General features: G+C 71.7%; 24 protein-coding genes. 17 read left to right on the top strand and 7 right to left on the bottom strand.

From position 1 onward, the window contains the following. Positions 1–115: 115 nt before the first annotated feature. From AC3RJ6_RS00210 to AC3RJ6_RS00200, 3 genes are read left to right on the top strand one after another with little or no spacing between them, the layout of a single operon-like run. Entirely contained in the window at positions 116–421 is a 306-nt protein-coding gene (locus tag AC3RJ6_RS00210) for a hypothetical protein (protein ID WP_491424819.1), read from the top strand. Between the two features lie 2 nt (positions 422–423). Then, on the top strand, positions 424–771 hold the full coding sequence (locus AC3RJ6_RS00205; RefSeq protein ID WP_491424818.1) for a hypothetical protein: 348 nt from the start codon (positions 424–426) through the stop codon (positions 769–771). A gap of 41 nt (positions 772–812) precedes the next feature. Beyond that, entirely contained in the window at positions 813–2,414 is a 1,602-nt protein-coding gene (locus tag AC3RJ6_RS00200; RefSeq protein WP_491424817.1) for a hypothetical protein, read from the top strand. A 2-nt stretch (positions 2,415–2,416) separates the two neighbouring features. On the opposite strand, the gene AC3RJ6_RS00195 is transcribed toward AC3RJ6_RS00200, so the two are convergent. From AC3RJ6_RS00195 to AC3RJ6_RS00180, 4 genes are all read right to left on the bottom strand, one after another. After that, on the bottom strand, positions 2,417–3,064 hold the full coding sequence (locus AC3RJ6_RS00195) for a hypothetical protein (RefSeq protein ID WP_491424816.1): 648 nt from the start codon (positions 3,062–3,064) through the stop codon (positions 2,417–2,419). A gap of 53 nt (positions 3,065–3,117) precedes the next feature. Then, positions 3,118–3,684 (bottom strand): hypothetical protein, encoded by a 567-nt coding sequence (locus AC3RJ6_RS00190; protein ID WP_491424815.1) that lies wholly within the window; start codon positions 3,682–3,684, stop codon positions 3,118–3,120. 94 nt (positions 3,685–3,778) lie between these two features. Continuing rightward, positions 3,779–4,210 (bottom strand): pyridoxamine 5'-phosphate oxidase family protein, encoded by a 432-nt coding sequence (locus tag AC3RJ6_RS00185; RefSeq protein WP_491424814.1) that lies wholly within the window; start codon positions 4,208–4,210, stop codon positions 3,779–3,781. Between the two features lie 58 nt (positions 4,211–4,268). Next, positions 4,269–5,453: a GTP pyrophosphokinase gene (locus tag AC3RJ6_RS00180; protein WP_491424813.1), complete on the bottom strand. Its 1,185-nt coding sequence runs from the start codon at positions 5,451–5,453 to the stop codon at positions 4,269–4,271. A gap of 272 nt (positions 5,454–5,725) precedes the next feature. Here AC3RJ6_RS00180 and dnaK point away from each other — a divergent pair, with 272 nt between their 5' ends. The 4 genes from dnaK (at position 5,726) to AC3RJ6_RS00160 (ending at position 9,754) form a co-directional block, all read left to right on the top strand. Continuing rightward, on the top strand, positions 5,726–7,597 hold the full coding sequence (gene dnaK, locus AC3RJ6_RS00175) for a molecular chaperone DnaK (protein ID WP_491424812.1): 1,872 nt from the start codon (positions 5,726–5,728) through the stop codon (positions 7,595–7,597). A gap of 2 nt (positions 7,598–7,599) precedes the next feature. Next, on the top strand, positions 7,600–8,220 hold the full coding sequence (locus tag AC3RJ6_RS00170) for a nucleotide exchange factor GrpE (RefSeq protein ID WP_491424811.1): 621 nt from the start codon (positions 7,600–7,602) through the stop codon (positions 8,218–8,220). 128 nt (positions 8,221–8,348) lie between these two features. Further along, a complete protein-coding gene (locus tag AC3RJ6_RS00165; protein WP_491424810.1) occupies positions 8,349–9,338 on the top strand; it encodes a DnaJ C-terminal domain-containing protein in 990 nt (329 codons plus the stop codon). Positions 9,339–9,340: 2 nt separating this feature from the next. After that, a complete protein-coding gene (locus AC3RJ6_RS00160) occupies positions 9,341–9,754 on the top strand; it encodes a heat shock protein transcriptional repressor HspR (protein ID WP_491424808.1) in 414 nt (137 codons plus the stop codon). A 69-nt stretch (positions 9,755–9,823) separates the two neighbouring features. On the opposite strand, the gene AC3RJ6_RS00155 is transcribed toward AC3RJ6_RS00160, so the two are convergent. Together AC3RJ6_RS00155 and AC3RJ6_RS00150 are read right to left on the bottom strand one after the other, a co-directional pair. Further along, positions 9,824–10,906 carry a ScyD/ScyE family protein gene (locus AC3RJ6_RS00155; protein ID WP_491424807.1) on the bottom strand — a complete coding sequence of 361 codons (1,083 nt, stop codon included), beginning with the start codon at positions 10,904–10,906 and terminating at the stop codon, positions 9,824–9,826. Positions 10,907–11,072: 166 nt separating this feature from the next. Continuing rightward, complete coding sequence (locus AC3RJ6_RS00150) at positions 11,073–11,756, bottom strand: hypothetical protein (protein ID WP_491424806.1); 684 nt, start codon at positions 11,754–11,756, stop codon at positions 11,073–11,075. 87 nt (positions 11,757–11,843) lie between these two features. Here AC3RJ6_RS00150 and AC3RJ6_RS00145 point away from each other — a divergent pair, with 87 nt between their 5' ends. The 7 genes from AC3RJ6_RS00145 (at position 11,844) to AC3RJ6_RS00115 (ending at position 20,433) form a co-directional block, all read left to right on the top strand. Continuing rightward, complete coding sequence (locus AC3RJ6_RS00145) at positions 11,844–12,980, top strand: class I SAM-dependent methyltransferase (RefSeq protein WP_491424805.1); 1,137 nt, start codon at positions 11,844–11,846, stop codon at positions 12,978–12,980. A 98-nt stretch (positions 12,981–13,078) separates the two neighbouring features. After that, positions 13,079–13,912, top strand: coding sequence for a DUF817 domain-containing protein (locus AC3RJ6_RS00140; RefSeq protein WP_491426195.1), 834 nt, complete (start codon positions 13,079–13,081; stop codon positions 13,910–13,912). Between the two features lie 186 nt (positions 13,913–14,098). Further along, positions 14,099–16,786 carry a beta-eliminating lyase-related protein gene (locus AC3RJ6_RS00135; RefSeq protein WP_491424804.1) on the top strand — a complete coding sequence of 896 codons (2,688 nt, stop codon included), beginning with the start codon at positions 14,099–14,101 and terminating at the stop codon, positions 16,784–16,786. Beyond that, positions 16,783–18,306 (top strand): amino acid permease, encoded by a 1,524-nt coding sequence (locus tag AC3RJ6_RS00130; protein ID WP_491424803.1) that lies wholly within the window; start codon positions 16,783–16,785, stop codon positions 18,304–18,306. The genes AC3RJ6_RS00135 and AC3RJ6_RS00130 overlap by 4 nt, the downstream gene beginning before the upstream one ends. Positions 18,307–18,372: 66 nt before the next feature. After that, a complete protein-coding gene (clpS, locus tag AC3RJ6_RS00125) occupies positions 18,373–18,663 on the top strand; it encodes an ATP-dependent Clp protease adapter ClpS (RefSeq protein ID WP_491424802.1) in 291 nt (96 codons plus the stop codon). Then, a complete protein-coding gene (locus tag AC3RJ6_RS00120) occupies positions 18,660–19,193 on the top strand; it encodes a DUF2017 family protein (protein ID WP_491424801.1) in 534 nt (177 codons plus the stop codon). Before clpS ends, AC3RJ6_RS00120 begins: the two co-directional genes overlap by 4 nt. 106 nt (positions 19,194–19,299) lie before the next feature. Further along, a complete protein-coding gene (locus AC3RJ6_RS00115) occupies positions 19,300–20,433 on the top strand; it encodes a DUF998 domain-containing protein (RefSeq protein WP_491424800.1) in 1,134 nt (377 codons plus the stop codon). 63 nt (positions 20,434–20,496) lie between these two features. On the opposite strand, the gene AC3RJ6_RS00110 is transcribed toward AC3RJ6_RS00115, so the two are convergent. Continuing rightward, on the bottom strand, positions 20,497–20,889 hold the full coding sequence (locus AC3RJ6_RS00110) for an SHOCT domain-containing protein (RefSeq protein WP_491424799.1): 393 nt from the start codon (positions 20,887–20,889) through the stop codon (positions 20,497–20,499). Positions 20,890–21,091: 202 nt separating this feature from the next. Between AC3RJ6_RS00110 and AC3RJ6_RS00105 the strand changes: the two genes are divergently transcribed. From AC3RJ6_RS00105 to AC3RJ6_RS00095, 3 genes are all read left to right on the top strand, one after another. Next, positions 21,092–21,895, top strand: coding sequence for a mechanosensitive ion channel family protein (locus tag AC3RJ6_RS00105; RefSeq protein ID WP_491424797.1), 804 nt, complete (start codon positions 21,092–21,094; stop codon positions 21,893–21,895). A gap of 99 nt (positions 21,896–21,994) precedes the next feature. Beyond that, complete coding sequence (locus AC3RJ6_RS00100) at positions 21,995–23,269, top strand: ion channel protein (protein WP_491424796.1); 1,275 nt, start codon at positions 21,995–21,997, stop codon at positions 23,267–23,269. Further along, the gene (locus AC3RJ6_RS00095) at positions 23,266–24,930 is read left to right on the top strand and encodes a SulP family inorganic anion transporter (protein ID WP_491424795.1); all 1,665 of its coding nucleotides are present in this window, start codon (positions 23,266–23,268) and stop codon (positions 24,928–24,930) included. The genes AC3RJ6_RS00100 and AC3RJ6_RS00095 overlap by 4 nt, the downstream gene beginning before the upstream one ends. Positions 24,931–24,939 lie beyond the last annotated feature (9 nt).

Raw genomic sequence — 24,939 nt, 5'->3', positions numbered from 1 at the left:
GCGCCGTGTGACGTGCGCCCGCGCCTTCGGCGCCCGATGGGGAGGGGTGCCCATTCCGAGCCAGCAGGAGTCGTGCGAGAGTCGAGGCGACGATGCTGGGAGCGGGGAGGGCGCGATGGCCGATTCGGTCGAGATCGACGAGGCGGCGGTCGCCGCGGCCGTCGCGGCGATCCGCAGCGAGGCGACGGCGACGACGGCGCACGCCGGCGAGACGGGCATCCACGGGCTCGGCGCTGCCGTGACGGAGGCCGGCGCCGCCGCCGCGGCGCGCTGGGCCGAGGAGTTCCGCGTCGCGGGGGAGGGGCTCCGGCAGCTCGCCCAGCAGGTCGACGACGACGTCGCCGCCTTCGCGGCGCTCGATCGGGGGCTCGTGACACCGGGCGAGCGGCGCGGCGGCGGTCGGCGCCCCGAGGCGGTGTGACCGTGCCCGCACAGCCGGGTCTCGAGGCATCCCCGGGGCGCGTGACGGCGACCGGTCGCGCCGCGCCCGTCGACGTGGCGCGCTGGGCCGTCGCCCTGGGTGGCGCCGGCGTCGACTGGTCGACGGTGCGCCGTCTCGGTGTCGTCGTGCGGCTCGCCGGCCTCGAGGCGGTCGCCGGCCTGGGCGAGGCCGTGGTCGAGGGGCCCGACGTCGGGCGACGTGCCGTGCGGGCGGTGCTCGCCGACCTCGCCGGACTCGCCGGGCCCGCGGGTGCCGCCGACGCGCTCGAGCGCGTCGCCGACACGCTCCGGAGACTCAGCATCCCGAGGCGACCGGAGGGCGACGCGTGAATCTGCAGGAGCGGGCCGACGAGTGCCATCGGCTCGCACGGATGGCCGAGAACGCCTCGGGCTGGCTGCCGACGCACCCGACCGAGGCCGGCGTGCGCAGCGCCGCGAGGTCGCTGCAGGCGATGGCGGGCATGTGGACGGGCGAGCACCTGCAACGGCCCGGCGGGTCGCCGACGAGCGTGCAGCGGAGCGCCGAATCGTACGAGCGGATCGCCACCGCCCTCGATGCGCGAGCGAGGGGACTCGACACGCGCGCGACCGAGGTCGAGGAGGCGCTGGACGCCGACGCCGGCCGAGCCGCGGCCGAGCAGGTGCGTGCGTTCCGGGACCTCGTGGTGCTGGAGCAGCGCGGCGCGGCGCTCATCGCGGCCGCCCTCGCCGACTATGCGAGCGCCCTCGACGACGCGCAGGGTCGCTTCGACCGCCGGGCGGCCGAGGTGCGATCGGCCCGTGACGACGCGTTCGCGGTCGACGCGCCCGTCGACTTCGCCGCTGACTGGAGCGACGCCGAGTGCCGGGCCGCGATCTCGGCGATGCATGACGTGTACGTCGACGCGCAGCACGCGCTGGCCGGTGGCGGCTCGGCCTTCGAAGCGCTCGTCGAGGCCGAGCAGCGACTCGGCTACGCATTCTCCGACGCAGCGGGCTACGCGCGCTTGGCGGGGCTGCCGGCGTCGAGCAGCACGAGCCTCGTCGATGCGGCGCTCGCGCTCGCGAGAGGCGTCGGCGATCCCGACCGAGCGGTCCTGTCCGATGCGGAGTGGGCGGCCTACGTCACCGAACGCGACCGGTTGAGCGCGGCCGAGCGCAAGCGACTCGACGACGCGCTCGACGGCTCGAAGTCGCCTGAAGAACGCCAGGTCATCATGAGCGCCCTCGCCACCGGTGCGGGCCTCGCCCTCACCCTCGGGCTCGCACGCAGGCTGCGCACCATGTCGCCGGACCAGGTGAAGGCGATCGCGGGGCTCGGCATGACCGGCGTATCGGCCGCCGATGCACGTGACTGGACCGAGCTGACGACGCCCGACGGCACGATCATCACGCAGAAGACCGACACCACGTGCGGGTCCTCGTCGTTGCTGATGCTCGCTGCGCAGCGCGACCCGTTCCTCGCGCTGTTCCTCGCGGAGGGCGAGTTCGTCGACGGTCACATCCCCGAGTACCTCTCCGACGTGACGATGATCGGCAAGATGCCCGAGGCCGGGCTGACGACGACCGAGCGCCTCAGGTATCTCCAGGAGGAGATCCGCAGGCAGACGAACCAGTTCACGTTCTGGCCGGGGTCGGTCGTCGGATCGGCACCCTGGGGCTACGGCGACGAGGTCGCTCGCATCACGGGGGACGACGTCGACATGTCGTACAGCATGCTCGGGCCGAACGGCGATGCCCACGGCCTCGTCGACCGGGCGATCTCCGCGGTCGACTCCGGCACACCCGTCCCGTTCCTCGTGGGCGACGACTCGGGAGTTCCCCGCCACTACGTGCTGCTCGTCGGGCACGACGGCGACGAACTCCAGTTCTACGAGCCCTGGAACGGCGAGGTGCGGTCGGTGGCCATCGACGACGCCGTCGGCGGTGGCGAGCCGCTCGGGGCGTTCGCAGGGTGGTCGTCGATCTACGGTGCGGCGGTCCCCGCCGGCTGAACTCAGTCGTCGTGGCGAAGGTCGTCGACGTCGGGCATCGTGCCGGTGGCCGTCGTCGCCGCCGGAGGCGTGGTCGAGTCGAGGCAGGTCGGATCGTCCACGGGCGCGACGCCCCACGGATCGGCGGGCTCGGTGTGGAAGGGAGCGATCGACTCCGCCGTGACGCCGTCGCCGTGGCTGCCGGTGCCCACGCGCACGACGGTCAGGGCGACGAAGTCCTCGATGGGCTTGGTCGCCGCGATCTCGACCGTGCCGAAGGAGCCGAAGGACTGCGGGTCGGCGGGGGCGTCGCACGAGACGGCGACGGTCTGCCAACCGTTCGCCTCGAGTTCGCCGGCGAGGTCGCGGGCGATCGGAAACGTGAGCGACCACGGGTCGGCGGGCTCGGCTTCGCCGGCGATCGAGAGCTCGGTGTCGATCTGCGCGCGCGACGCGACGGCGTTGACCGATGCGGGCGCGGCACGGGCCGGCCGCGACATCCACCGCCCGCCGTAGGAGGCCGCGTCGAACGGCTCCTCCGACTCGAGGGCGGCGAGCCGCGCGGCATCGACGTCATTCGGTGCGTCGGCGTCGGTGCACCCGCTCAGGCCCGCGACGACTGCGCCGGCGGCGACCAGCAGCACGATGGTCGACGGGACACGGCGCGGCATCCTGCGAATCTACCGGATCGGCAGTTCGCGCTGCCGCGGATCGCCGGGCCCGTTCAGGCGCTCTCGGCCGACGCGATCCATTCCGCGAAGACGGGCGTGCCCACATAGACGATCGCGTCGTCGGTCTTGACCACGACGGGGCTCACTCCCGTGCCCGGGTCGACCGGCCCCGTGTAGGCGCCGGTCACGGGGTCGTCGGTCGGCGTGTAGCCGGCCGCGGTGAGCGCGGCCTCCCACTCGGGCCAGGACGCGTCGTCGACGGGCAGTCGCGCGAGGTCGAGCGTGGCGTCGGTCGCCTCCTTGCCCCACCGGCAGTCGAGCGCGCCGGCGTCGACCATCGTGCCCATGAACTCGGTGTGCACGATCGGTTCGCGAGGCGTGAGCCCGTCGCTCTCGAGCTGCGCGTACGCCTCGGGGACGAGCACGGTGTCGCACGTGACCTCGGCGGGGGTGGCGGAGTCGGTCGGCTCCGCGCCCGCCGGCGGCGTCGCCTCAGCGGTGGGAGCGGCGGTCGGTCCCGCCGAGTCGTCGGGTGCGCCCGCGGCGGTGCAGGCGGCGAGCCCGGCCGCGACGAGCAGCGAGGTGCCGGCGATGATGAGGCTTTGCAGGGAAGCGCGCATGAGCGCGAGTCTATGGGCGGGCCGACGCCGTGTGCATCAGGGAGAGCACGGAGGCCGAAACCCGCGAGGAATCGCGCCGTCGTCGCGCGCCGAGTCAGTCGGACGAGAGCTCGAACGAGCGCCCGTGCACCTCGGTCGGCACGATGCGCACCCAGCGATCCTTCGTCTCGGGCGCCCAGGGCTTCACGCCGAGCTCCTCGGCGGCGGCGATCTCGCTCTCGTGGTCGAACTCCTCGGCGGTGCCCTTCACGACGACGCTGAAGGCCTCGGTCGCCGAGTAGCCGTCGACCTGGAACGCCACGCCGTGGTGGATGGTGAGCTCGAGCAGCTTCGTGCCCGCGGAGGTGCGGAACACGATGACGGGCCGGTCGCCGCGCGCGTCGAGGCGATGGTTGACGGGGAAGATGTCGACCTCGCCGGCTGCGGCCAGCGCGATGCGTCCGTAGGGCGCGGCGTCGATGCGCTCCCAGCACTCCTCGGGTGGCATCGATCGCGTCGGCGTGCGGCCCTCTGCTGTCTCGTCCATGTCTCGATTCTCGCCGCTTCGGCGGTCGGCGGGAAGAGCGGGTGCGCCGGGCGCCGACTCAGCCGAGGTCGATCGGCCGGTACCCCGCGTCGTCGAGCGTGCCGACGGGTGCGGCGAGCGCGCCGTAGCGGCTGCGCACGGCGAGGGCGGAGGCATCGGGGTTGGCGTAGAGGTGCGTCGCGACGACCCGGTACTCGTCGAGCCGGCCGTCGGGTACGCGGCTCTCGCGAATGGGCTCGCCGCCGAGCAGCGCCGCGGCGAGCGCGGTCCAGTACGTGCCGATCCCGCGGAACGCACGCGCGGGGCGCTGGGGCTCGGCGTCGGCCAGGAGCACGTCGTGGCTCGTGCTCGCACAGGCGATCGCGAGTCGGCGGCCGAGCTCCGAGAACTCGGCGAATCCGTCGGCGAGCGCCTCGTACCTGAGCCATCCGGCCGCGCGCACGACGCTGCGCAGCTCCCGGCCCGCGCCGGTCACGACGCCGAACGGCACGTCGAGCGCGGCGGTCACGATCTGGTCGAGGGTGCGGGAGTCGCCGTCGTACTGGATGAACCGGCCGATGTAGCCGCGCTCGCCGCCGCCGTCGCCCCGCGTCGTGGGCGCTGTGCGCGCCTCCTCGACCTGCCGGCGGATCTGGTCGAGGTTCTCGTCGGCCTGCTCCAGGAGCGCGGCCGACAGGGCGAACAGGCGGTCGACCTCGCGCGGGAGCTGTCGCGCGGACTTGTAGCGGAAGTCGTGCTCGAGCTCCGACCAGGTGTCGGAGAGCGCGGTGCGCAACTGCACCTCGACGAGCGGCGCGTCGACCCCTGCGCCGCCGTCGGGCCCGTCGCCGGACGGCTCCGCGGCGGCCTGGTCGGCGAGCTGCCCGACGAACTGCACCGACCGGTACCCGAAGGCGTCGATGGGGAGCAGCTCGGACTTGTCGACCCACGAGTCGTCGTCGACGACGAGCGCCTCGCGCACGACCTGCTCCATCGCGGGGAGGTCGCCTTCGAAGTGCGCGATGACGCGGACGCCGAGGATGTCGCGCACCTCGCGGTCGGGCGCACGGCGCACCTTCCGCTCGAACGATTCGCGCGACTTCACGCGCGCGGTGACCTGGAAGTAGCGGAAGCCGGCCGCGTCGAGCCGGCGGGCGAAGTCGGCCTCGATGCGGCTGCGCAGGCGACGGTACCGCCGCAGCTCGCGGTCGTACCGGGCGAGCTCGGCGGCGACGAGCTGCTCGTCGTCCTCGCGCGCATCCATGATGGGCAGGCTACTGCGTCGCGCGGAGAATCGCGGGGAATACTGGGCGCCGGCTGTGAGTTGAGTCAAGTACACTCAAGTTTCACTCCGTCGACTTGACACGTTCATCCGGCGCTGCGAGGCTTGAGTCGTCAAGGCTCAAGTCTTGACGCATCTGACTTCGGTTGCGGGCCAGGAAGGCCGAACCGACCGCTGGAACACCGAGGTCTCGGGTGGGGTGCGACTCCGTCGCGCGCTGCTCGGCCACCGGTACAGCAGAAGGAGAAACACACATGTCACGTGCAGTTGGAATCGACCTGGGCACCACGAACTCCGTGGTGAGCGTCCTCGAGGGCGGCGAGCCGGTCGTCATCGCGAACGCCGAGGGCTTCCGCACCACCCCGTCGGTCGTCGCATTCACCAAGGACGGCGAGGTGCTCGTCGGCGAGACCGCGAAGCGCCAGGCCGTCACCAACGTCGACCGCACCATCGCGTCGGTCAAGCGCCACATGGGCACCGACTGGAAGACCGCCGAGATCGACGGCAAGAAGTACACGCCGCAGGAGATCTCGGCGCGCATCCTCCAGAAGCTCAAGCGCGACGCCGAGCAGTACCTCGGCGACACCGTCACCGACGCGGTCATCACCGTGCCGGCGTACTTCAACGACGCCGAGCGCCAGGCCACGAAGGAGGCCGGTGAGATCGCGGGCCTCAACGTGCTCCGCATCATCAACGAGCCCACGGCGGCCGCGCTCGCGTACGGCCTCGACAAGGGCAAGGAGGACGAGCTCATCCTCGTCTTCGACCTCGGTGGCGGCACGTTCGACGTCTCGCTCCTCGAAGTGGGCAAGGACGACGACTTCTCGACCATCCAGGTCCGCGCGACCTCGGGCGACAACCGCCTCGGCGGCGACGACTGGGACCAGCGCATCGTCGACTGGCTCATCAAGAAGTTCAAGGAGACCACGGGCGTCGACGTCTCGAACGACAAGATCGCCCTCCAGCGCCTCAAGGAGGCCGCCGAGCAGGCCAAGAAGGAGCTCTCGTCGAGCATGTCGACGAACATCCAGCTCCCGTACCTCTCGCTCACCGAGAACGGCCCGGCGAACCTCGACGAGAAGCTCACGCGCGCCGAGTTCGAGAACATGACGAGCGACCTGCTCGACCGCACGAAGAAGCCCTTCGAGGACGTGATCCGCGAGGCGGGCATCAAGCTCTCCGACGTCGCGCACGTCGTGCTCGTCGGCGGCTCGACCCGCATGCCGGCCGTCTCCGACCTCGTCAAGAAGGAGACCGGCCAGGAGCCCAACAAGGGCGTCAACCCCGATGAGGTCGTCGCCGTGGGCGCGGCCCTCCAGGCGGGCGTCCTCAAGGGCGAGCGCAAGGACGTGCTGCTCATCGACGTCACCCCCCTCAGCCTCGGCATCGAGACCAAGGGCGGCATCATGACGAAGCTCATCGAGCGCAACACGGCCATCCCGACGAAGCGCTCGGAGACCTTCACGACCGCCGACGACAACCAGCCGTCGGTCGCGATCCAGGTCTTCCAGGGCGAGCGCGACTTCACGCGCGACAACAAGGCGCTCGGCACGTTCGAGCTGACCGGCATCGCGCCCGCACCCCGCGGCATCCCGCAGATCGAGGTCACCTTCGACATCGACGCCAACGGCATCGTGCACGTGTCCGCGAAGGACAAGGGCACCGGCAAGGAGCAGTCGATGACGATCTCGGGCGGCTCGAGCCTCCCGAAGGACGACATCGACCGCATGGTGCGCGAGGCCGAGGAGCACGCCGCCGAAGACAAGGCCCGCCGCGAGTCGGCCGAGACCCGCAACTCCGCCGAGCAGCTCGCCTACTCGGTCGAGAAGCTCATCAAGGACAACGACGACAAGCTGCCCGCCGACGTCAAGTCCGAGGTGCAGGGCGACGTCGACGCGCTGAAGTCGGCGCTCGCGGGCGACGACGACGATGCGGTCAAGACCGCGTTCGAGAAGCTCTCGCAGTCGCAGACCAAGCTCGGTGAGGCCATCTACGCGCAGTCGCAGGCTGCGGATGCCTCCGCCTCCGGCGAGGACGCCTCGGCGACCGGCCAGGCGGGCGACGCCTCCTCCGACGAGGACGTGGTCGACGCCGAGGTCGTCGACGACGAGGACGAGAAGAAGTAGCCATGACCGACGAGCAGAACCAGAACCACGACGAGGAGCCGGTGATCCGCGACAAGCGCCGCATCGACCCCGAGACCGGTGAGGTTCGGCAGCCGGCCGCCGACGGGGCGCCCGAGGAGGGCGCCCCCGAGGCATCCGGTTCGTTCGACGACGAGGCCGAGCTCACGGTCGACGACATCCTGAACGCGGCCAACGCCGAGGTGCAGGAGCCGAGCGACGAGCACCTCGCCGACCTCAAGCGGGTCACCGCGGAGTACGCGAACTACCGCAAGCGCACCGAGGCGAACCGCGAGATCGAGCGCGAGCGCGCGGTCGGCGCCGCGGTGTCGGTGCTGCTGCCGGTGCTCGACGACCTCGACCGGGCCGAGAAGCACGGCGACCTCGAGGGCGACTCGCCCTTCGCGACGATCGCCGCCAAGCTGCGCGGCGCCGTCGAGAAGCTCGGGCTCACCGCGTTCGGCGAGGTCGGCGAGCCGTTCGACCCGCAGCGCCACGAGGCGATCTTCCAGCAGCCCAGTGACGAGGTCGAGGTCGACACGGTCGCCGACGTCGTCGAGACCGGGTACACGCTGGGCGGCGTGCAGCTGCGCGCCGCGAAGGTCGTCGTCAAGACGCCGGCGTAGCCCGCCGCATCCGTCCGCCGGTCGAGTAGCGACGAAGGAGCGTATCGAGACCCGTCACCAGGTCTCGATGCGCTTCGCTACTCGACCGGCGTTCCACATTCAGACAGACTCAGAGAAAGGAGGTGCCGATGGCCAGTCAGGACTGGTTCGACAAGGACTTCTACCAGGTGCTCGGCGTCTCCAAGGACGCGAGCGACGCGGAGATCAAGAAGGTCTACCGCAAGCTCGCACGCAAGTACCACCCCGACCAGAACCCGGGCGACACCGCCGCCGAGGCGAAGTTCAAGGAGATCAGCGAGGCGAACGCCGTGCTCTCCGACCCCGAGCAGCGCAAGGAATACGACGCGATCCGGGCGATGGGCTCGGGCGCGCGCTTCACCGCGCCGGGCGCCGGGGGCCAGGGCGGCTTCGACGACGTCTTCGGCGGCATGTTCGGCGGCCAGGCCGGCGGGCAGCGCTACACGTTCCAGCAGGGCGGTGCCGACTACGACGACCTGCTCGGCGGGCTCTTCGGCAGCGGCCGGTTCGGCCAGCCGTCGGGCGGGTACCGCGGCTTCGGCGGCCCGACCAAGGGCCGGGACGTCACGGCGTCGACGACCCTCGACTTCATCACCGCGACGAAGGGCGACCAGATCACCCTGCAGACGGCCGACGGCCGGCCGATCACGGTGCGCATCCCCGCAGGGGTGGCCGACGGCCAGAAGATCCGCCTGCGCGGCAAGGGTCACCCGTCGCCCGACGGCGGCGAGGCGGGTGACCTCATCCTCACCGTCAACGTGCGCAGGCACCCGGTCTTCGAGCGCGACGGCCTGAACCTGCGGGTCACCGTGCCGGTGACGTTCGCCGAGGCGGCGCTCGGCGCGACGATCCAGGTGCCGACGCTCGGCGGCGACCCCGTGAAGCTCAAGGTCGCGCCCGGCACCCCGAGCGGCCGCGTGCTGCGCGTCAAGGGCCGCGGCGTCGAGACGAAGAAGGGCACGGGCGACCTGCTCGCGGTCGTGCAGATCGCGGTGCCCTCGCACCTCTCGAAGGACGCGCAGGCCGCCGTCGAGGCGCTCGCCGCCGCGCTGCCCGACGAGAACCCCCGCGACGAGCTGCTCGCGAAGGCCCGGGGCTGACCATGGACGCCTCGAGCCCGCTGTTCGTGATCTCGGTCGCCGCCGAGCTCGCGGGCATGCACCCGCAGACGCTGCGCCAGTACGACCGGCTGGGGCTCGTGTCGCCGGGGCGCACCGCGGGCAAGTCGCGCCGCTACTCGATGCACGACGTCAACCGGCTGCGCGAGATCGCGCAGCTCTCGAGCGAGGGCGTGAGCCTCGAGGGCATCCGCCGGGTGCTCGGGCTCGAAGACGAGGTGCAGTCCCTCCGCGCCCGCGTGCGCGAGCTCGAGGGCGCCCTCGCCGACGAGATGCTGAATCGTCCGGGACGGCGCGTCTTCGCGGCCGGCTCCGCCGGCGAGGTCGTCACGCTCAAGGCGGGCACGCGCGTTCGCCGGGAGAACGCCGTGGTGGTCTGGCGACCGCTCGAGCGCTGACGCCGGCCGTCGACGAACCGCGCCGCGCGACATCCGATCGGATGCCCCGCGGCGCGGTTCGTGCTCCGCTCAGCGGCCCCGCACGGGGTAGGAGAGGATCTGCCCGTCTCCGAACACACCGGCCGAGACGACGACCTTGCCGCTCTGCCACTCGACGCCGGCCGGGCTGTCGACCTCGGCGAAGGTCGAGACCGACCCGTCGCGCGTGATCGCCGACACCTTGCCGCCGAACATCTCGCTCACGTAGATCGTGCCGTTCGGTGCGACCGCGAGCCCCGTCGCGCCCGCGAACCCGGTGGCGACCAGTGCGTACTCCCCGCTCGCCGGGTCGACCCGGTACACCGATCCCGTCGGGAACCCGAGTCCGGGCGCGCCGGGCAGCGTCGACACGTAGAGCATGCCGTCGGTGCCCATCTCGACATCGGTCGGCACGGGCTCGGCGTCGTACGTCAGGCCGACGACGCACTCGTCGAGCACGATCGGCTGGCCCTCCACCTCGCCGACCACGCGCATCTCATCGGTCACGACGAGGGGCTGCGGGGGCAGCACGGCGACCGTCGAGACCTCGTCGCCGACCACCTTCAGCACGGCGTTCATGCCCGAGTCGGCGACGTACGTGACGCCGGGCAGTGCGAGCGTGCCGTACGCGTGCGTGTCGACGAGCCCCTGGTAGCGCGGGTTCACGAACGGCGGCAGCGTCGCGGCGCATTCGTCGGAGATCTCCTCGAACCCGTACCAGCTGTCGCCGTCGGGGTTGTTGGCCTGCTCCCACGCGAGCAGGTCGATCGACGTGTCTCCGGCGGGGCCGCTCGACTTCAGCCACGAGCCCTGGATCGACTGCTCGTCACCGGCGCGTTCGCTCCAGGTGACGGTCGGTCCGAGCACCGAGACGCCGGTCGAGTCGGGACCCTGCGACAGGGTCTCGCTGCTGCCGCCGGAGAGGCGGGTGACCTCGCCGAGGAACGACTGGCCGACGGTGATCACGCCGTTCGCCGAGAGATCGAAGGTCAGGGGGCCCGCGAGGTGCTCGGCGAGCACGGTCGGCGGACCGGAGATCGGCGCCTTCGGCGCGGCGTTCGCCGGTGCGGCGACGACGGCCAGTGCGCCGATCGCGACGGCGGCGGCGGTGGTGAGGATGATTGAACGGCGCATCGGTGACTCCGACCTGTTCGGCTCACGGACCCGTCCTTCACGCGCGCGTCGGCGCACGCGGAAAGCCTCGGGTGGGCGGATCCGCGACCGAACGTACTCCCGTCGCGCGGGTGCCTCCACCCCCCGTTCGCGTGAGGGTGGGGGCGTGGCCGAGCGCCTCGGCGGCTCAGCGGCCCCAGGCGGAGGCGGGGGCCTCGACGACCTCGTACGGACGCGAGCTCCAGTGCGTGCCGTAGCCGTAGTGGCTCGACGCCCACGGCGACGCCCAGATGGCCTGCGCGGTCGCGTCGGCGGAGTCGCCGCGCTCGAGTGCGGCCTCGACCTCGGGGTACCGGCCCGAGCTGATGTTGGCGGCCGCGTAGTACGCCGCGTCGACGAGGGTCGTGTAGCTGCCGAGACCCGATCCGCCGCCCGAGCCCATGCCGTTGTTGAGCGGGTTGTTGCGGTTCCACCAGTTGTCGGCGCCGTTCTCCTGCCGCATCCAGCGCATCATGAACGTCACGTTCTCGTCGGTGAGCGGCCAGCCGCCGTCGACGATGACGAGCTTCGCCCAGTCGAGGTTGGTGCCGCCCGCGACGAGCGTCTCGGGGCCGGTCGAGGCAACGTAGGACTCGTTCGACACGGCGGTCGCGGATGCCTCGCCGTCGACCCTGACCGACTGCGCAGCCGCTCGGAACGAGTCGGACGCGTCGTTCGCGGCGACGGCCGCCTCGATCGTGGCCGGATTGACCTGCGGCGCGAGCGCGACGGTCGCGAGCAGCCCGAAGACGGCGGCGGTTCCGAGTACGCCGGCGAAGCGGCGGACGAATCGCCCGCCGCGAGTCGCGCCCCCGTGCTGTTCTCGCCGCATGCGGACCCGAGGGTAGCAAACCGAACCGGATGCCGCACTCAGCTTGGCGTCGGGCGACCGGGCAGCGGGCCCGCGTACCCTTGCCTCATGCCCATCGACTTCGGCGCGCTCCGCCGCCATCCCGACGTCGAGGGACCGGGGCTCGAAGCCTCCGATGCGGCCGACCGCCTCGTCCTCGACGAGGCCGCCGAGCGGCTCGCGTCGACCCCGCCCGGCGAGATCGCCGTGATCGACGACGCGTACGGCGCACTCGCCCTCGGGGCGGCCGCGCTCGCCGGGGCCGGCGCATCGCGCCCGATCCGCGTGCACCAGGACCTCATCACGGGCGAGCGAGCGCTCGCCGAGAACGCCGCCCGCCTCGGCCGAACCGGCGCGGTCGTCTCGCTCCCGCTGTCGGCCGGGCTCGTCGCCGGTGCGCGGCTCGTCGTCGCGCGGCTGCCCCGCTCGCTCGACCGGCTCGACGAGGTGGCCGCGCTCGTCGCCGGCCACGCGGCATCCGACGTCGTCATCGTCGCAGGGGGCCGCATCAAGCACATGTCGCTCGCCATGAACGAGGTGCTGCTCGCGCACTTCGACCGCGTCGACGTGTCGCGCGCCCGTCAGAAGTCGCGGGTGCTCATCGCCTCGGGGGCCCGCTCGCCGGAGGCCGAGACGGCCTGGCCCCGTCGGGAGCGCCACGGCGACCCGGGCCTCGAGGTCGTCGCGCACGGCGGCGTCTTCGCGGGCACCGGCGTCGACATCGGCACCCGGTTCCTGCTCGCGCAGCTGGGCGGGGCGGTGCCCGATGCCGCGACCGCGGTCGACCTCGCGTGCGGCACGGGCATCGTGGCCACGTGGCTCGCGCGCGAGCGCCCCGCGCTGCGCGTCGTCGCGACCGATCGTTCGGCCTCCGCCGCGGCATCCGCCCGCGCGACCGCCGCGGCGAACGGCGTCGCCGACCGCGTCGAGGTCATGCAGGCCGACGGCCTCGAGCGGCTCGCCGACGCGAGCGAGCGGCTCGTCGTGCTGAACCCGCCCTTCCACAGCGACGCCGCGCTCTCGACGGGCATCGCCGCGCACCTGTTCGCCGACGCCGCGCGCGTGCTCGCGCCCGGCGGCGAGCTCTGGTGCGTGTGGAACTCGCACCTGCGCTATCGGCCGCTGCTCGAGCGCACGGTCGGTCCGACGCGGCAGATCGCGCGCAACCCCAAGTTCACGGTGACGGCCTCGAGGCGCGCCGGGTGACGCGCGAGCGCCCGCCCGAGGAGCGGACGGCCCCGCGGCCCGGAGACCGCGACGCCGGGTCGGCGCACGAGCAGGGACTCACGGCGGTCGAGCGGGCCATCGACCGGACCGCGCACCGGCTGCTCGCGGGGGCGCCCGAGCGGGGCTTCCGGGCCGGGCTCGTCGAGTTCCTCGTGTTCGGCGCGAAGCAGGCGTGGGCGTGCGTGTTCGGCGCCGCGCTGCTCGCCGTGATCGTGGCGGCCCGGCTCTGGTACCCCGACGACGCAGCGCTCGCCCGCAACGACGCGCTCACGACCGCCGCCGTGCTCATCCAGGTCGTCATGGTGGCCACGCGCCTCGAGACGGGGCGCGAGCTCTGGGTGATCGTGCTCTTCCACCTCACCGGCACGGCGATGGAGATCTTCAAGACCGACGTCGGATCGTGGAGCTACGCCGGTGACGGGGTGCTCCGGATCGCCGGCGTGCCGCTCTTCTCCGGGTTCATGTACGCGGCCGTCGGGTCGTACCTCGTGCGGGTGTACCGGCTGTTCGACCTCGCCTTCACGCGCTACCCGAAGCGGTGGATCACCTCGGTCGTGGCCGTGCTGATCTACCTCAACTTCTTCGGGCACCACTTCATCGTGGACTTCCGCTGGGTGCTGCTCGCCGCGGTCGTGGTGCTGTGGTGGCCGACGGTCATGCACTTCCGGGTGTGGCGGCGCACGCCGCGGATGCCGCTGCTCGCGGCGTTCGCGCTCGTCGCGCTGTTCATCTGGTTCGCCGAGAACATCGGCACCGCGAGCGGCGCCTGGCTCTACCCCGACCAGGTCGACGGCTGGCAGCTCGTGTCGGCGTCGAAGCTCGTGTCGTGGTTCCTGCTCATGATCATCTCCGTCGTGCTCGTGACCTGGGTGTACCCGCCGCGCCCGCCGGTCGTCCGGTCGGCCGAGTAGGCGCGCGGCGCCGCGTCCAGACCCAACCGTTGTCTGCGATCCCGGACTCCGCGTCTGTGAACCCAGACAGAAGCCGTCCTGCGACGGCGTCATCGCGCCGCCGCATGGGATGTCGTTGAAGGGCGGCGCGAACGCGCGGCGGACGCAGGACGAGGGAGTTCGAGAGTGGCAGGCGCGGAATCGGTGGTGGCGGCACCCGCCGGGATCCCATCGAGCGCCTGGCGCCTGCGCAGCGACGTGTGGGAGTACCTCGGCCACGTCGTGCGGCAGTCGATCGCCGGCGGCCCCGCGGAGGTGGGCGATCCAGCCGAACCCGACGTGGTCGACGTCGCCGGCGAGTTCGCACGGCTGCTGCCCGTGCTGCAGGCGCTCGAGGGCTACTGGGCGGTGCCCGGCGTCGAGGCGGTCGACGAGCTGCACGACCTGATCGAGCGGGGCGAGTACGGCTCGGCCGCCGCGTACCTCGACGAGGTCGCCCCGAGGTCGTGGTTCCCGCGGCCCGCGGGTGAGGAGCCCGAGCCGTCCGCGGTCGACGGGGCCGCCGCACCGCACGTCTTCCAGGTGCTCGTCGTCGGCAACGACGGCGACGCCGCCGAGGCCGCGATGCGGGCGTCGCTCCGATCGCAGCGGCGGCCGTCGGATCGCCTCGCCTACGAGCTCGTGGTCGTGCGCACGGTCGAGGACGCGATCGCCGCGGTGCTCGTCAACCCCGAGATCCAGGCGTGCGTGATCCGGCCGGGCTTCGGCTGGAGCACGGCGCGACCGCTCAGCAGGGACCTGCGCCGGTTCATCGACGGCCGCCTCGGCGACGAGCGCCCCTCGGGGCCGATCGAGCGCATCACGATGCTCGCCGAACAGCTCGCCGAGCTGCGACCCGAGCTCGACCTGTACCTCGTCGCCGGGGTGTCGATCGAGCGTCTCGCGCACTCGCTCACGAGCCGGTTCCGGCGCATCTTCCGCACGCAGGACGCGATGGAGCTGCACCTGACGCTGCTCGCCGGCGTCGCCGAGCGCTACGAGGCGCCCTTCTTCAACGCGCTGCAGGAGTACAGCCGGCGCCCGACGGGCGCCTTCCACGCGCTGCCCATCTCGCGCGGGGCCTCGGTGCTCGACTCTCGGTGGATCGGCGACCTCGCCGACTTCTACGGCATGAACCTCTTCCTCGCCGAGACCTCGGCGACCTCGGGCGGGCTCGATTCGCTGCTCGACCCGAGCGGGTCGCTGCGGCGGGCGCAGACCGCCGCAGCGCGCGCGTTCGGGGCGCGCAAGACCGTGTTCGTCACGAACGGCACGTCGACGGCGAACAAGATCGTGCACCAGTCGATCGTGAAGCCCGGCGACGTCGTGCTCGTCGACCGCAACTGCCACAAGTCGCACCACTACGCGCTCATGCTCGCGGGCGCCCGCGTCGCCTACCTCGACGCCTACCCGCTCGACGAGTACTCGTTCTACGGCGCGGTGCCGCTCGAGACGATCAAGTCGACGCTGCTCGCCTACCGCAGGGCCGGCCGCCTCGACGAGGTCAAGATGGTCGCGCTCACGAACTGCACCTTCGACGGCATCGTCTACGACCCGGTGCGGGTGATGGAGGAGTGCCTCGCCATCAAGCCCGACCTCGTCTTCCTCTGGGACGAGGCGTGGTTCGCCTTCGCCGCGTTCCACCCCGTCTACCGGCGGCGCACCGCGATGGCGGCGGCCCACGAGCTCGGTCGCCGGCTCGCCGACCCCGCGCAGCGGCGCGTCCACGACGACCAGCAGCGCGAGCTCGCCGCCGCACCCGACGCCGATGCGGCGGCGCTCGAACGCCGGCTCGTCGCCGATCCGTCGCGGGCGAGGCTGCGGGTGTACGCGACGCAGTCGACGCACAAGACGCTGACGGCGCTGCGCCAGGGGTCGATGATCCACATCTTCGACGAGGACTTCGCCGAGTCGAACGCCGAGGACTTCCACGAGGCGTACATGACGCACACCTCGACCTCGCCGAACTACCAGATCCTCGCCTCGCTCGACGTCGGCCGCCGGCAGGTCGAGCTCGAGGGCTACGCGCTCGTGCAGCGCCAGGCCGACCTCGCCGTCCACATCGGGCACGCGGTCGCCCGGCACCCGCTGCTGCGCAAGCACTTCCGCATCCTCAGCACGCTCGACCTCGTGCCGCCGCGGTTCCGCGAGACCGACCGTCCGATGCCGTTGCGCGACGGACTCGCCGACATGGCCGAGGCGTGGGAGCGCGACGAGTTCGTCGTCGACCCCAGCCGGCTGACGCTGCACATCGGCCTCACGGGCATCGACGGCGACACGTTCAAGCACGAGCACCTCATGGACCGGTACGGCATCCAGGTCAACAAGACCTCGCGCAACACCGTGCTGCTCATGACGAACATCGGCACCTCGCGCAGCGCAGTCGCGTACCTCGTCGAGGTGCTCGTGAAGATCGCGACCGAGCTCGAGCACGCCTCCCGCGCCTCGGGTGATCGTGGGCGCGAGACCCGCACGGAGCGCCGCGGGCGGACCGCGACCCCGCCGCTGCCCGACTTCAGCCGGTTCGCCGCGCGGTTCCGCGTCGCCGGCGACCTGCCCGACGGCGACCTCCGCACGGCCTACTTCATGAGCTACTCGGACGACGCGTGCGAGTACCTCTCCGCCGCCGACGTCCGCCGACGCATCGCCGACGGCGTCGAGGCGATCTCGGCCGGCTTCGTCACCCCGTACCCGCCGGGCTTCCCCGTGCTCGTGCCCGGCCAGGTCATCACCGAGCAGACGCTCGCCTTCATGGACGCGCTCGACACCCGCGAGATCCACGGCTTCGACCGGCGGCTCGGGTACCGCGTCCTGGTCGAGCCCGCAGCCACCGCCCGAATCGAAGGAGCATCGTGAGCAACCCAGACAGCGCGATCAAGACGGATCCCGCGGAGCCGGCGTCGACCGCCGGACACGGTGGCCCCGCCGAGACCGGGGGCGCGCTGCGCCGCGGGTTGAGCGCACGCCACATCAGGTTCATCGCCCTGGGCTCGGCGATCGGCACCGGCCTCTTCTACGGGTCGTCGGCCGCGATCCAGGCTGCGGGCCCCGCGGTGCTGCTCGCGTACATGATCGGCGGCGCCGTGATCTTCATCGTCATGCGCGCGCTCGGCGAGATGGCGGTGCGCCATCCCGTCGCCGGGTCGTTCGGCCAGTACGCCTCGCGGTACGTCGGACCCTTCGCCGGGTTCCTCACCGGATGGACGTACACGTTCGAGATGTTCGTCGTCGCACTCGCCGACGTGACCGCGTTCGGGGTCTACATGGGGTTCTGGTTCCCCGACGTCGAGCGCTGGGTGTGGATCCTCGCGATCGTCTTCGTCATCGCCGCCGTCAACCTCGCGAGCGTCAAGGTCTTCGGCGAGCTCGAGTTCTGGTTCTCGCTCGTGAAGATCACGGCGATCATCGCGATGATCGCCGGCGGCATCGCGATCATCGTGTTCGGCATCGCGAACGGGTCCGACGGCGCGTCGGGGGTGCAGAACCTCTTCGTCGACGGCTTCGCGCCGAACGGGGTGTGGGGCATCCTCGCCTCGCTCACGATCGTCATGTTCGCGTTCGGCGGCACCGAGGTGATCGGCATCACGGCCGGTGAGGCGCAGAACCCGAAGCAGGTGCTCCCGAAGGCGATCAACTCGGTGCCCGTGCGCATCCTGCTCTTCTACGTGCTCACGCTCGCCGTCATCATGATGCTGCAGCCGTGGACCACGATCGACGGCGAGGCGAGCCCGTTCGTCTCGATCTTCAGCAGCCTCGGCCTCGACGGCGCGGCCCACGTGCTCAACGCGGTCGTCGTCACCGCCGCGCTCTCCGCCATCAACGCCGACATCTTCGGCGCCGGGCGCATGCTGCACGGCCTCGCCGAGCAGGGCCACGCGCCGAAGGCGTTCCAGCGCACCACGCGCAACGGCGTGCCGTTCATGACCGTGCTCGCCATGGTCTCGGCGCTCCTCGTGGGCGTACTGCTGAACATCTGGTTCCACGACCAGATCTTCTTCCTCATCGCCGCGCTCGCGACCTTCGCGACGGTCGTGGTCTGGCTCATGATCCTCGTGTCGCACCTGCGCATGAAGCGGGAGATCGCCCGCGAGCGGTGGCTGCCCTCGGAGTTCCCCGTGCCGTTCTTCCCCGTGACGGTGTGGGCGGCGCTCGGGGTCATCGGCCTCGTGATCGTGCTCATCGGCGTCATGCCCGAGTCGCGGCCGGCGCTCGTGGTCGGCGTCGTGTGGCTCGCCCTGCTCGGCATCGGCTATCTCGTCTTCGTGCGGGGCGCCGGGCGCAGGCGGGTCGAGCTCGTCGACGAGACCGCCGCGATCCCGGTCGTCGGCGACGGCCCGGGCGTCGTGGAGTACGACGAGCCCGGCGACCGGGGCTGACCCGCCGATCCGTCCGGATCTCGCACTCGGGCTGCGAGACCGGGCGGATCGTGTCAGGCTGGAGGGGTGACCGACACCCTCGAACGACTCGACCTCGACCTGGCCGCGCAGGGCGCCGCCGCGGTGCCGTGGCGGGCCATCGTGTGGGACGACCCGGTCAACCTCATGAGCTACGTGAGCTACGTCTTCCGCAGCTACTTCGGCTACCCGCGCGACGAGGCCGAGCGGCTCATGCTGCGCGTGCACACCGAGGGCCGCGCCGTCGTCGCGACCGGCAACCGCGAGGCCATGGAGCAGCACGTGCACGCGATGCACGGCTACGGACTGCAGGCCACCGTCGCGAGGGGCGACACGTGATCGTCGCGGGCCTCGGCGGCGGCGAGGGCGTTCGGCTCGTGCTCGAGTCGGAGGAGGCGATGCTGCTCTCCGAGCTCGCCGACCAGGTCGACTCGGTGCTGCTGCTCGGCGAGCCGAGCGACCCGGCCCTCGGGCGGCTGCTGCCGAACGCCTATCCCGACGACGCCGAGGCGTCGGCCGAGTTCGGCCGGTACACGCGCGACAGCCTCGTCGACGGCAAGCGCCAGGCCGCGCAGCGGGTGCGCGACGCGACCGCGGTCACCGGCGGCGGCGTCGTGCAGATCGAACTCGACCAGTCCGAGGCGTGGGGTTGGCTCACCTTCCTCACCGACCTGCGGCTGATCCTGGCCGAGCGGGTGGGCGCCGCCGATGAGCTCGACGACCCCGAGTTCGACGACGACGGCGACGGCGACGAGGAGGCCGAGGGCGAGGCATCCGAGACGCGCGACGACTACCTGCGTGCGGCCTACGAGTGGGCGGGCTTCGTGCAGGGGTCGATGCTCGAGGTGCTCGACCCGACCGACCGCTGAGCGCGCCTGCGGGGGGCGGTTCGGAGCGGGCCGCGACTCGTTCGATCGGCCTCTCCCGCCGGGGTCGGCGGCGCCCATAGAGTGGCACTCGAAACGGAGGCCACACATGAGTCGCAGCGAATCCCTGTCGATCGCGAAAGCCATTCGCAACCCCGGTGCGAGCGCGGAGTCGCTCGAATCGGTCGCCCTGATCGTCGGCGCCCTGGCGTTCGTCGCCGGGGTGCTCGTCGCCCTGATCGCGTTCTGGTCGGTCGACGTGCCGATCTCCGGGCCCGGGTCCATCGGCCAGTTCGCCGCGATCGCATCCGCGGTGGTCGCCCTCATCGCCTATCCGCTCGGTCGCGTCGCCGTGTCGCATCGCAGCCGCGAGCTCGCGGCGGCGGTCCGGCCCGCGATGCCGGTGCCCGGTGCGAAGCTGCACTGGTTCGACATCCTCGCCATCTCGGTCGCGCACGCCGTCATCGCGCTGCTCGGCTGGGTCGCGCTGAGCGACGTGCTCGCCGCGAGCTTCCAGGGGGCGGTGCTCTACCCCCTGCCGGCCATGGTGCTCGGCGGGGTCACCCTCGCGATGACCGCGTACATCACCTTCCTCTCCTCGGTGCGGCTCACCCCGATGCTGCTGTCGCTCGTCGTCGCGGTCTTCCTCGTGGTCGGTGCGCTCACGGCGATGCTCTCGGCGAGCGACCCGCAGTGGTGGAAGGAGAACCTCTCGGCGCTCGGCATGACCGACGACTTCTCGGCGCGCGCCTTCAACCTCACGCTCATCGTGGCCGGCGCCATCGTCACGATCATCGCGCGCTACGCGACCGCGGTGCTTCCCGCCGGCACGCCCGAGCTCGCGCGCAAGCGCAACATCGTCCGCGCCCTGCTCGTGCTCATCGGCATCTTCCTCGCGTGCGTCGGCATCTTCCCGGTCGACGAGTTCTTCGCCGTGCACAACACGGTGGCGACGGGCATGGCCGTCGCGTTCATCGCGATCGTCGTCGGCCTGCGCTGGTTCGTGCCGTCGTTCCCGAAGCCCTTCCTGTGGTTCGGCTACCTGCTGAGCCTCGCGATCGTGGTCTCGGCGGTGTTCTTCTTCAGCGGGTACTACAACCTCACCGCGGTCGAGCTCATCGCGGGTGTCGCCGTGTTCAGCTGGATCATCGTCTTCCTGCGCACGGCGGGCGCCGCCGGCGACCACGCCGGCACGACGATCGAGGATGCCCCGGCCGAGGCGTCCGAGCCCGCCGTCGTCTGACGCCGGGGGCAAGCGAAAGGGCCGGATGCCATGAGGCATCCGGCCCTTTCGGCGCTCAGGGGATTACGCGAGCGCCTTGGCCTTGAGGGCGTCGTACTCGGCCTGCGTGATGGTGCCGGCGTCGAGCAGCGACTTGGCCTTCGCGATCTCGTCGGACGCGCTGGCCGAGGTGCCGGCGGTCTGGCGGATGTACGCGTCGGCCGCGTCCTGGGCGGCCTGCGCGTCGCGCGCCGAGCGCTCGGCCATGCCGCGGCCGCGGGCGATCAGGTAGATCAGCGCGGTGAGGAACGGCACGAAGATCAGGAAGATGATCCAGACGGCCTTCCACCACCCGTTGAGCTTCGAGTCGCGGAAGAGGTCACCGATGATCGCGAACAGGGCGAACAGGTAGGCGATGAACGCGAACGCCCAGAAGAACCACCAGATCAGGTCCCAGAAGTTGTTCCAGAAATTCATGTGCTGCGTGCCTTTCGATACGAGGTGAGAAGGCATCGCCGGATGCGATGCCGGGACGCCCCGTGTTCAGCAGATCGGCCAGCGCCCTCGCGGCGCCGATCTCCCCCTGACCGAAGACCATCCTGAACATGACCATAGCGCGAACGCGCCCGGATTCGCGGGGGTTCGTCGCCGCGGCGCCATCTTGCGCAAGAATCCTGACATGGCGGACTGGTGGTCGACGCTCGACATCAACGGCTGGAGCATCGCGGCGATCGTGATCACCCTCGTGGTGACGTGGATCATCGCGCGGCTCACCCGCAAGGGCGTGCGCGCGGCGCTCGCTCGGGTGCCGAACCTCGACGAGGGCGTGCGCCTGCTCGCCGAGCGCATCGTCGGCTACGCGATCTGGCTGCTCGGCATCGGCATCGCCCTCAGCTTCCTCGGGGCGTCCATCCAGCCGGTGCTCGCGATCGCCCTCGTCGTCGCGGTCGTGCTCGTCTTCGTGCTGCGCGGCATCGCCGACAACTTCGCGGCGAGCGTGGTGCTGCAGACGCGGCATCCGATCACCGTCGGCGACGAGCTCGAGTTCGGTGACGTCGTCGGCGTCGTCACCGAGCTGAACGGCCGTTCCGTGATCGTGCGCACCTACGACGGTCGCACCGTGCACCTGCCGAACTCGCAGCTGCTGACCGAGCCGTTCTCGAACAACTCCGAGCACGGCGCCCGGCGCAGCGAGGTCGAGGTGCGGCTCGCCGCCGGCGACACCGCCCGCGACCTGATCGTCGACGCGGTGAGCGGCGCGCACGGCGTGCACCGTCGTGAGAACGTGCAGCTGCGCCCCATCACGATCGGCCCCGACCGGGTCGTGTACCGCGTGCGGTTCTGGCACCACCCGGCCAACGGCGTCGCGGTGACCGCTGCGGTCGTCGACGCGGTCGCCGCGGCGCTCGCCGACGCCGGCGTCGAGGCCGTGGTCACGAGCGAGCCGCCGCCCGCGCCGCTCGTCGCGCCGACGGAGCTCTGACGTGGTCGATCCATCCCGGCCCGCAGCGGCCGAGTGCGGCATGATGGCTACGCGGAGGCCCGCCCGGCGATCCGCGAGCAGCACGATGAGGGGGAGCGCGTGACTGAGACGCCACCGGCACCGAGGGTCCGCGACCTGGCGGTCTTCGCGATCCCGACGATCGTCGTGGGGGTCGGCTCGGCGCTCATGCTGTGGCTGCTCGACCTCGCGGCCGAGAGCCTGCACGGCGTCATCTGGGAGACGGTGCCCGAGGCGATCGGCGTCGGCCCCGACTCCCCGCTCTGGATCTTCACGGTGCTGACGCTCACCGGCGCCGCGGTCGGCGCCGCGGTCTGGCTGCTGCCGGGGCACGGCGGCCCCGACTCGGCGCTCGGCGAGCTCGACGCCGCACCGCCGAAGCTCATCGCGCTGCCCTCGCTCGCGCTCGTCGTGACGCTCGGCCTCGCCGGCGGCGTCAGCCTCGGGCCCGAGAACCCGATCATCGGCATCAACACGGCGCTCACGATCGCGCTGCTCGCCCGCTTCGCCGCCAAGATCCCGACGAGGCTCGCGGCGACGCTCGCGATGGCCGCGACGATCGGCGCCCTCTTCGGAACGCCCGTCGCGGCCGCGCTCGTGCTCACCGGGGCGGTCGCCGCGATCAAGGGCGGCGGCTCGCTGTGGGACAAGCTGTTCCTCCCGCTCGCCGCGGCGGGCGCCGGCGCCATCACGATGCACCTGCTCGGCGGGTCGTCGCTCGCCTTCCAGCTCGAGCCCATGGGCGGCGTCGAGGCGATCGACCTCGTGACCGGCACCGTCGTCGCCTGCGGGGCCGCGCTCGTCGGCCTCATCGGCGTCTTCCTGCTGCCGGTCGTGCACCGCGCCTTCCACGCGATGCGCAACCCGCTCATCTACACCACGATCGGCGGCGCGCTGCTCGGGGTGCTCGGCATCATCGGCGGGCCGATCACGCTCTTCAAGGGGCTCGACGAGACGGGTGAGCTGCTCTCCAACCCGCGCGACTACACGGCCGGAGAGCTCACCCTGTTCGCCGCCGTCAAGCTCGTCGCGCTCGTGATCGCCGCCGGAGCGGGCTTCCGGGGCGGCCGCGTGTTCCCGATCGTGTTCATCGGCACGGCGCTCGGCCTGCTCGCCTACCAGGTCGTGCCCGGCATGCCGATGTCGCTCGCCGTGGCCTGCGCCGTGCTCGGAATCACGCTCGTCGCGACCCGCGACGGCTGGATCGGCATCTTCCTCGGCGCCGCGATCGTGGGCGACACGACGGTGCTGCCGCTCCTGTGCGTGATCGTGCTGCCGGTCTGGCTCATCGTGACGAAGGCACCCGAGTTCATCGCCCACGACGATCGACGCACCGTGAAGGAGGCGACCCCGTGACGTTCGCCCGGCCGCTCGTCGGCCTCAACCGCCGCAACCTCGCCCGTGAGCTCATCGCGGGCGTCACCCTCATCGCGATCGCGATCCCGCTCAACATCGGCTACGCGCAGATCGCCGGCCTGCCGCCGACCGCCGGGCTGTACGCGCTCATCGTGCCGACGGTCATCTACGCGCTCGTCGTCTCGAGCCGGCAGCTCGTGGCCTCGCCCGACGCCGCCGCGGCCGCACTCGTCGCGAGCTCGGTCGGCGGGCTCGCCGCGGCCGGCAGCGACGATTACGCGACGCTCGCCATGGCGCAGGCGATCATCAGCGGCGTGCTCTTCCTGCTGCTCGCGGTGTTCAAGCTCGGGTTCCTCGCGAACTTCCTCTCGAAGCCGATCCTCGTCGGCTTCGTGGGCGGCCTCGCCCTCGACATCCTGATCAGCCAGATCGCGAAGATGCTCGGCATCTCGATCCCGTCGGGCGGCGAGTTCATCGAGAAGACCACGGCGCTCGTCGAGGGGCTCGGCACGACGAACGTCGTCGCACTGATGATCTCGGCGGGCTCGGTCGCCGTGCTGCTGCTCGGCAAGCGGTACCTGCGGGCCGTGCCCTGGGCGCTCGTCGTGCTCGTCGTGGCCACGATCCTCGTCGCGCTCCTCGACCTCGACGACGCGGGCGTCGACGTCCTCGGCGAGGTGCCCGCGGGCGCGCCGACGATCACCTGGCCGATCATCGACTGGTCGATGTGGTTCGCGCTCATCCCCTCGGCGATCGCCCTCACCATGGTGACGACCGCCGAGGGCCTGCTCGTCTCCCGGTCGTACGGCGAGCAGCGCGGCTACTCCACGAGCCCGAACCGCGACCTGCTCGCATTCGGCCTCGGCAACATCGCCGCAGGCGCCTCGGGCAGCTTCGCGGTCGGCTCCTCGACCTCCCGCACGGCGGCGATGGACCAGGCGGGCTCACGCACCCAGCTGCCGTCGCTCGTGCTCGCCGTCGGCACCCTGCTGCTGCTCCTCTTCGGCACGGCGCTGCTCGCCGACATCCCGTCGCCCGCGATCGGCGCGATCGTCGGCGTGGCGATCCTCCCGCTGCTCGGATTCAGGGAGTTCGTCGGCCTCTGGCGGGTCGACAAGTTCGAGTTCGGCGTCGGCGCCGCGTGCTTCCTGACGACGCTGTTCGTCGGCTCGATCCCCGGCATCCTCGTCGCCTTCGTGCTCGCCCTCATCAACCTCGCGCAGCGGGCGTCGCATCCCGCGATCGACGTGCTCAAGGCGGGCGGCGAGCCCGACGACTCGCTGCTCGACGAGGCCCCGAAGGGCCACGTGACCGCTCCCGGCATCGTCGTCGTGCGGCTCGCGGCCCCGCTGTTCTTCGCGAACGGATCGGTGTTCAGCGACGCGGTCAAGCGCGCCGTCACGGGCGCGAACTCCGCGGGCAACGGCCCCGTGCACCACGTCGTGATCGACATGGAGGCCGTCACCGACATCGACGTGACGGGCGCCGAGAGCTTCGAGGCGCTGCTCACCTGGCTCGAGCGCGAGCACGTCGACCTGTCGTTCAGCCGGATGCGACCCGGCACGCAGTCACGCCTCGCCGACCTCGGCCTGCTCGCCGAGCGCGGCGTGTACGACACCAACCGCGCCGCACTCGCGTCGCTCACGAAGGGGGAAGAATGACCGATCCTG

It is taken from the genome of Agromyces cucurbitae, from assembly GCF_058349945.1.
The sequence above is the reverse complement of the archived record's forward strand: the minus strand, read 5'-3'. Positions and strand labels throughout refer to the sequence as shown.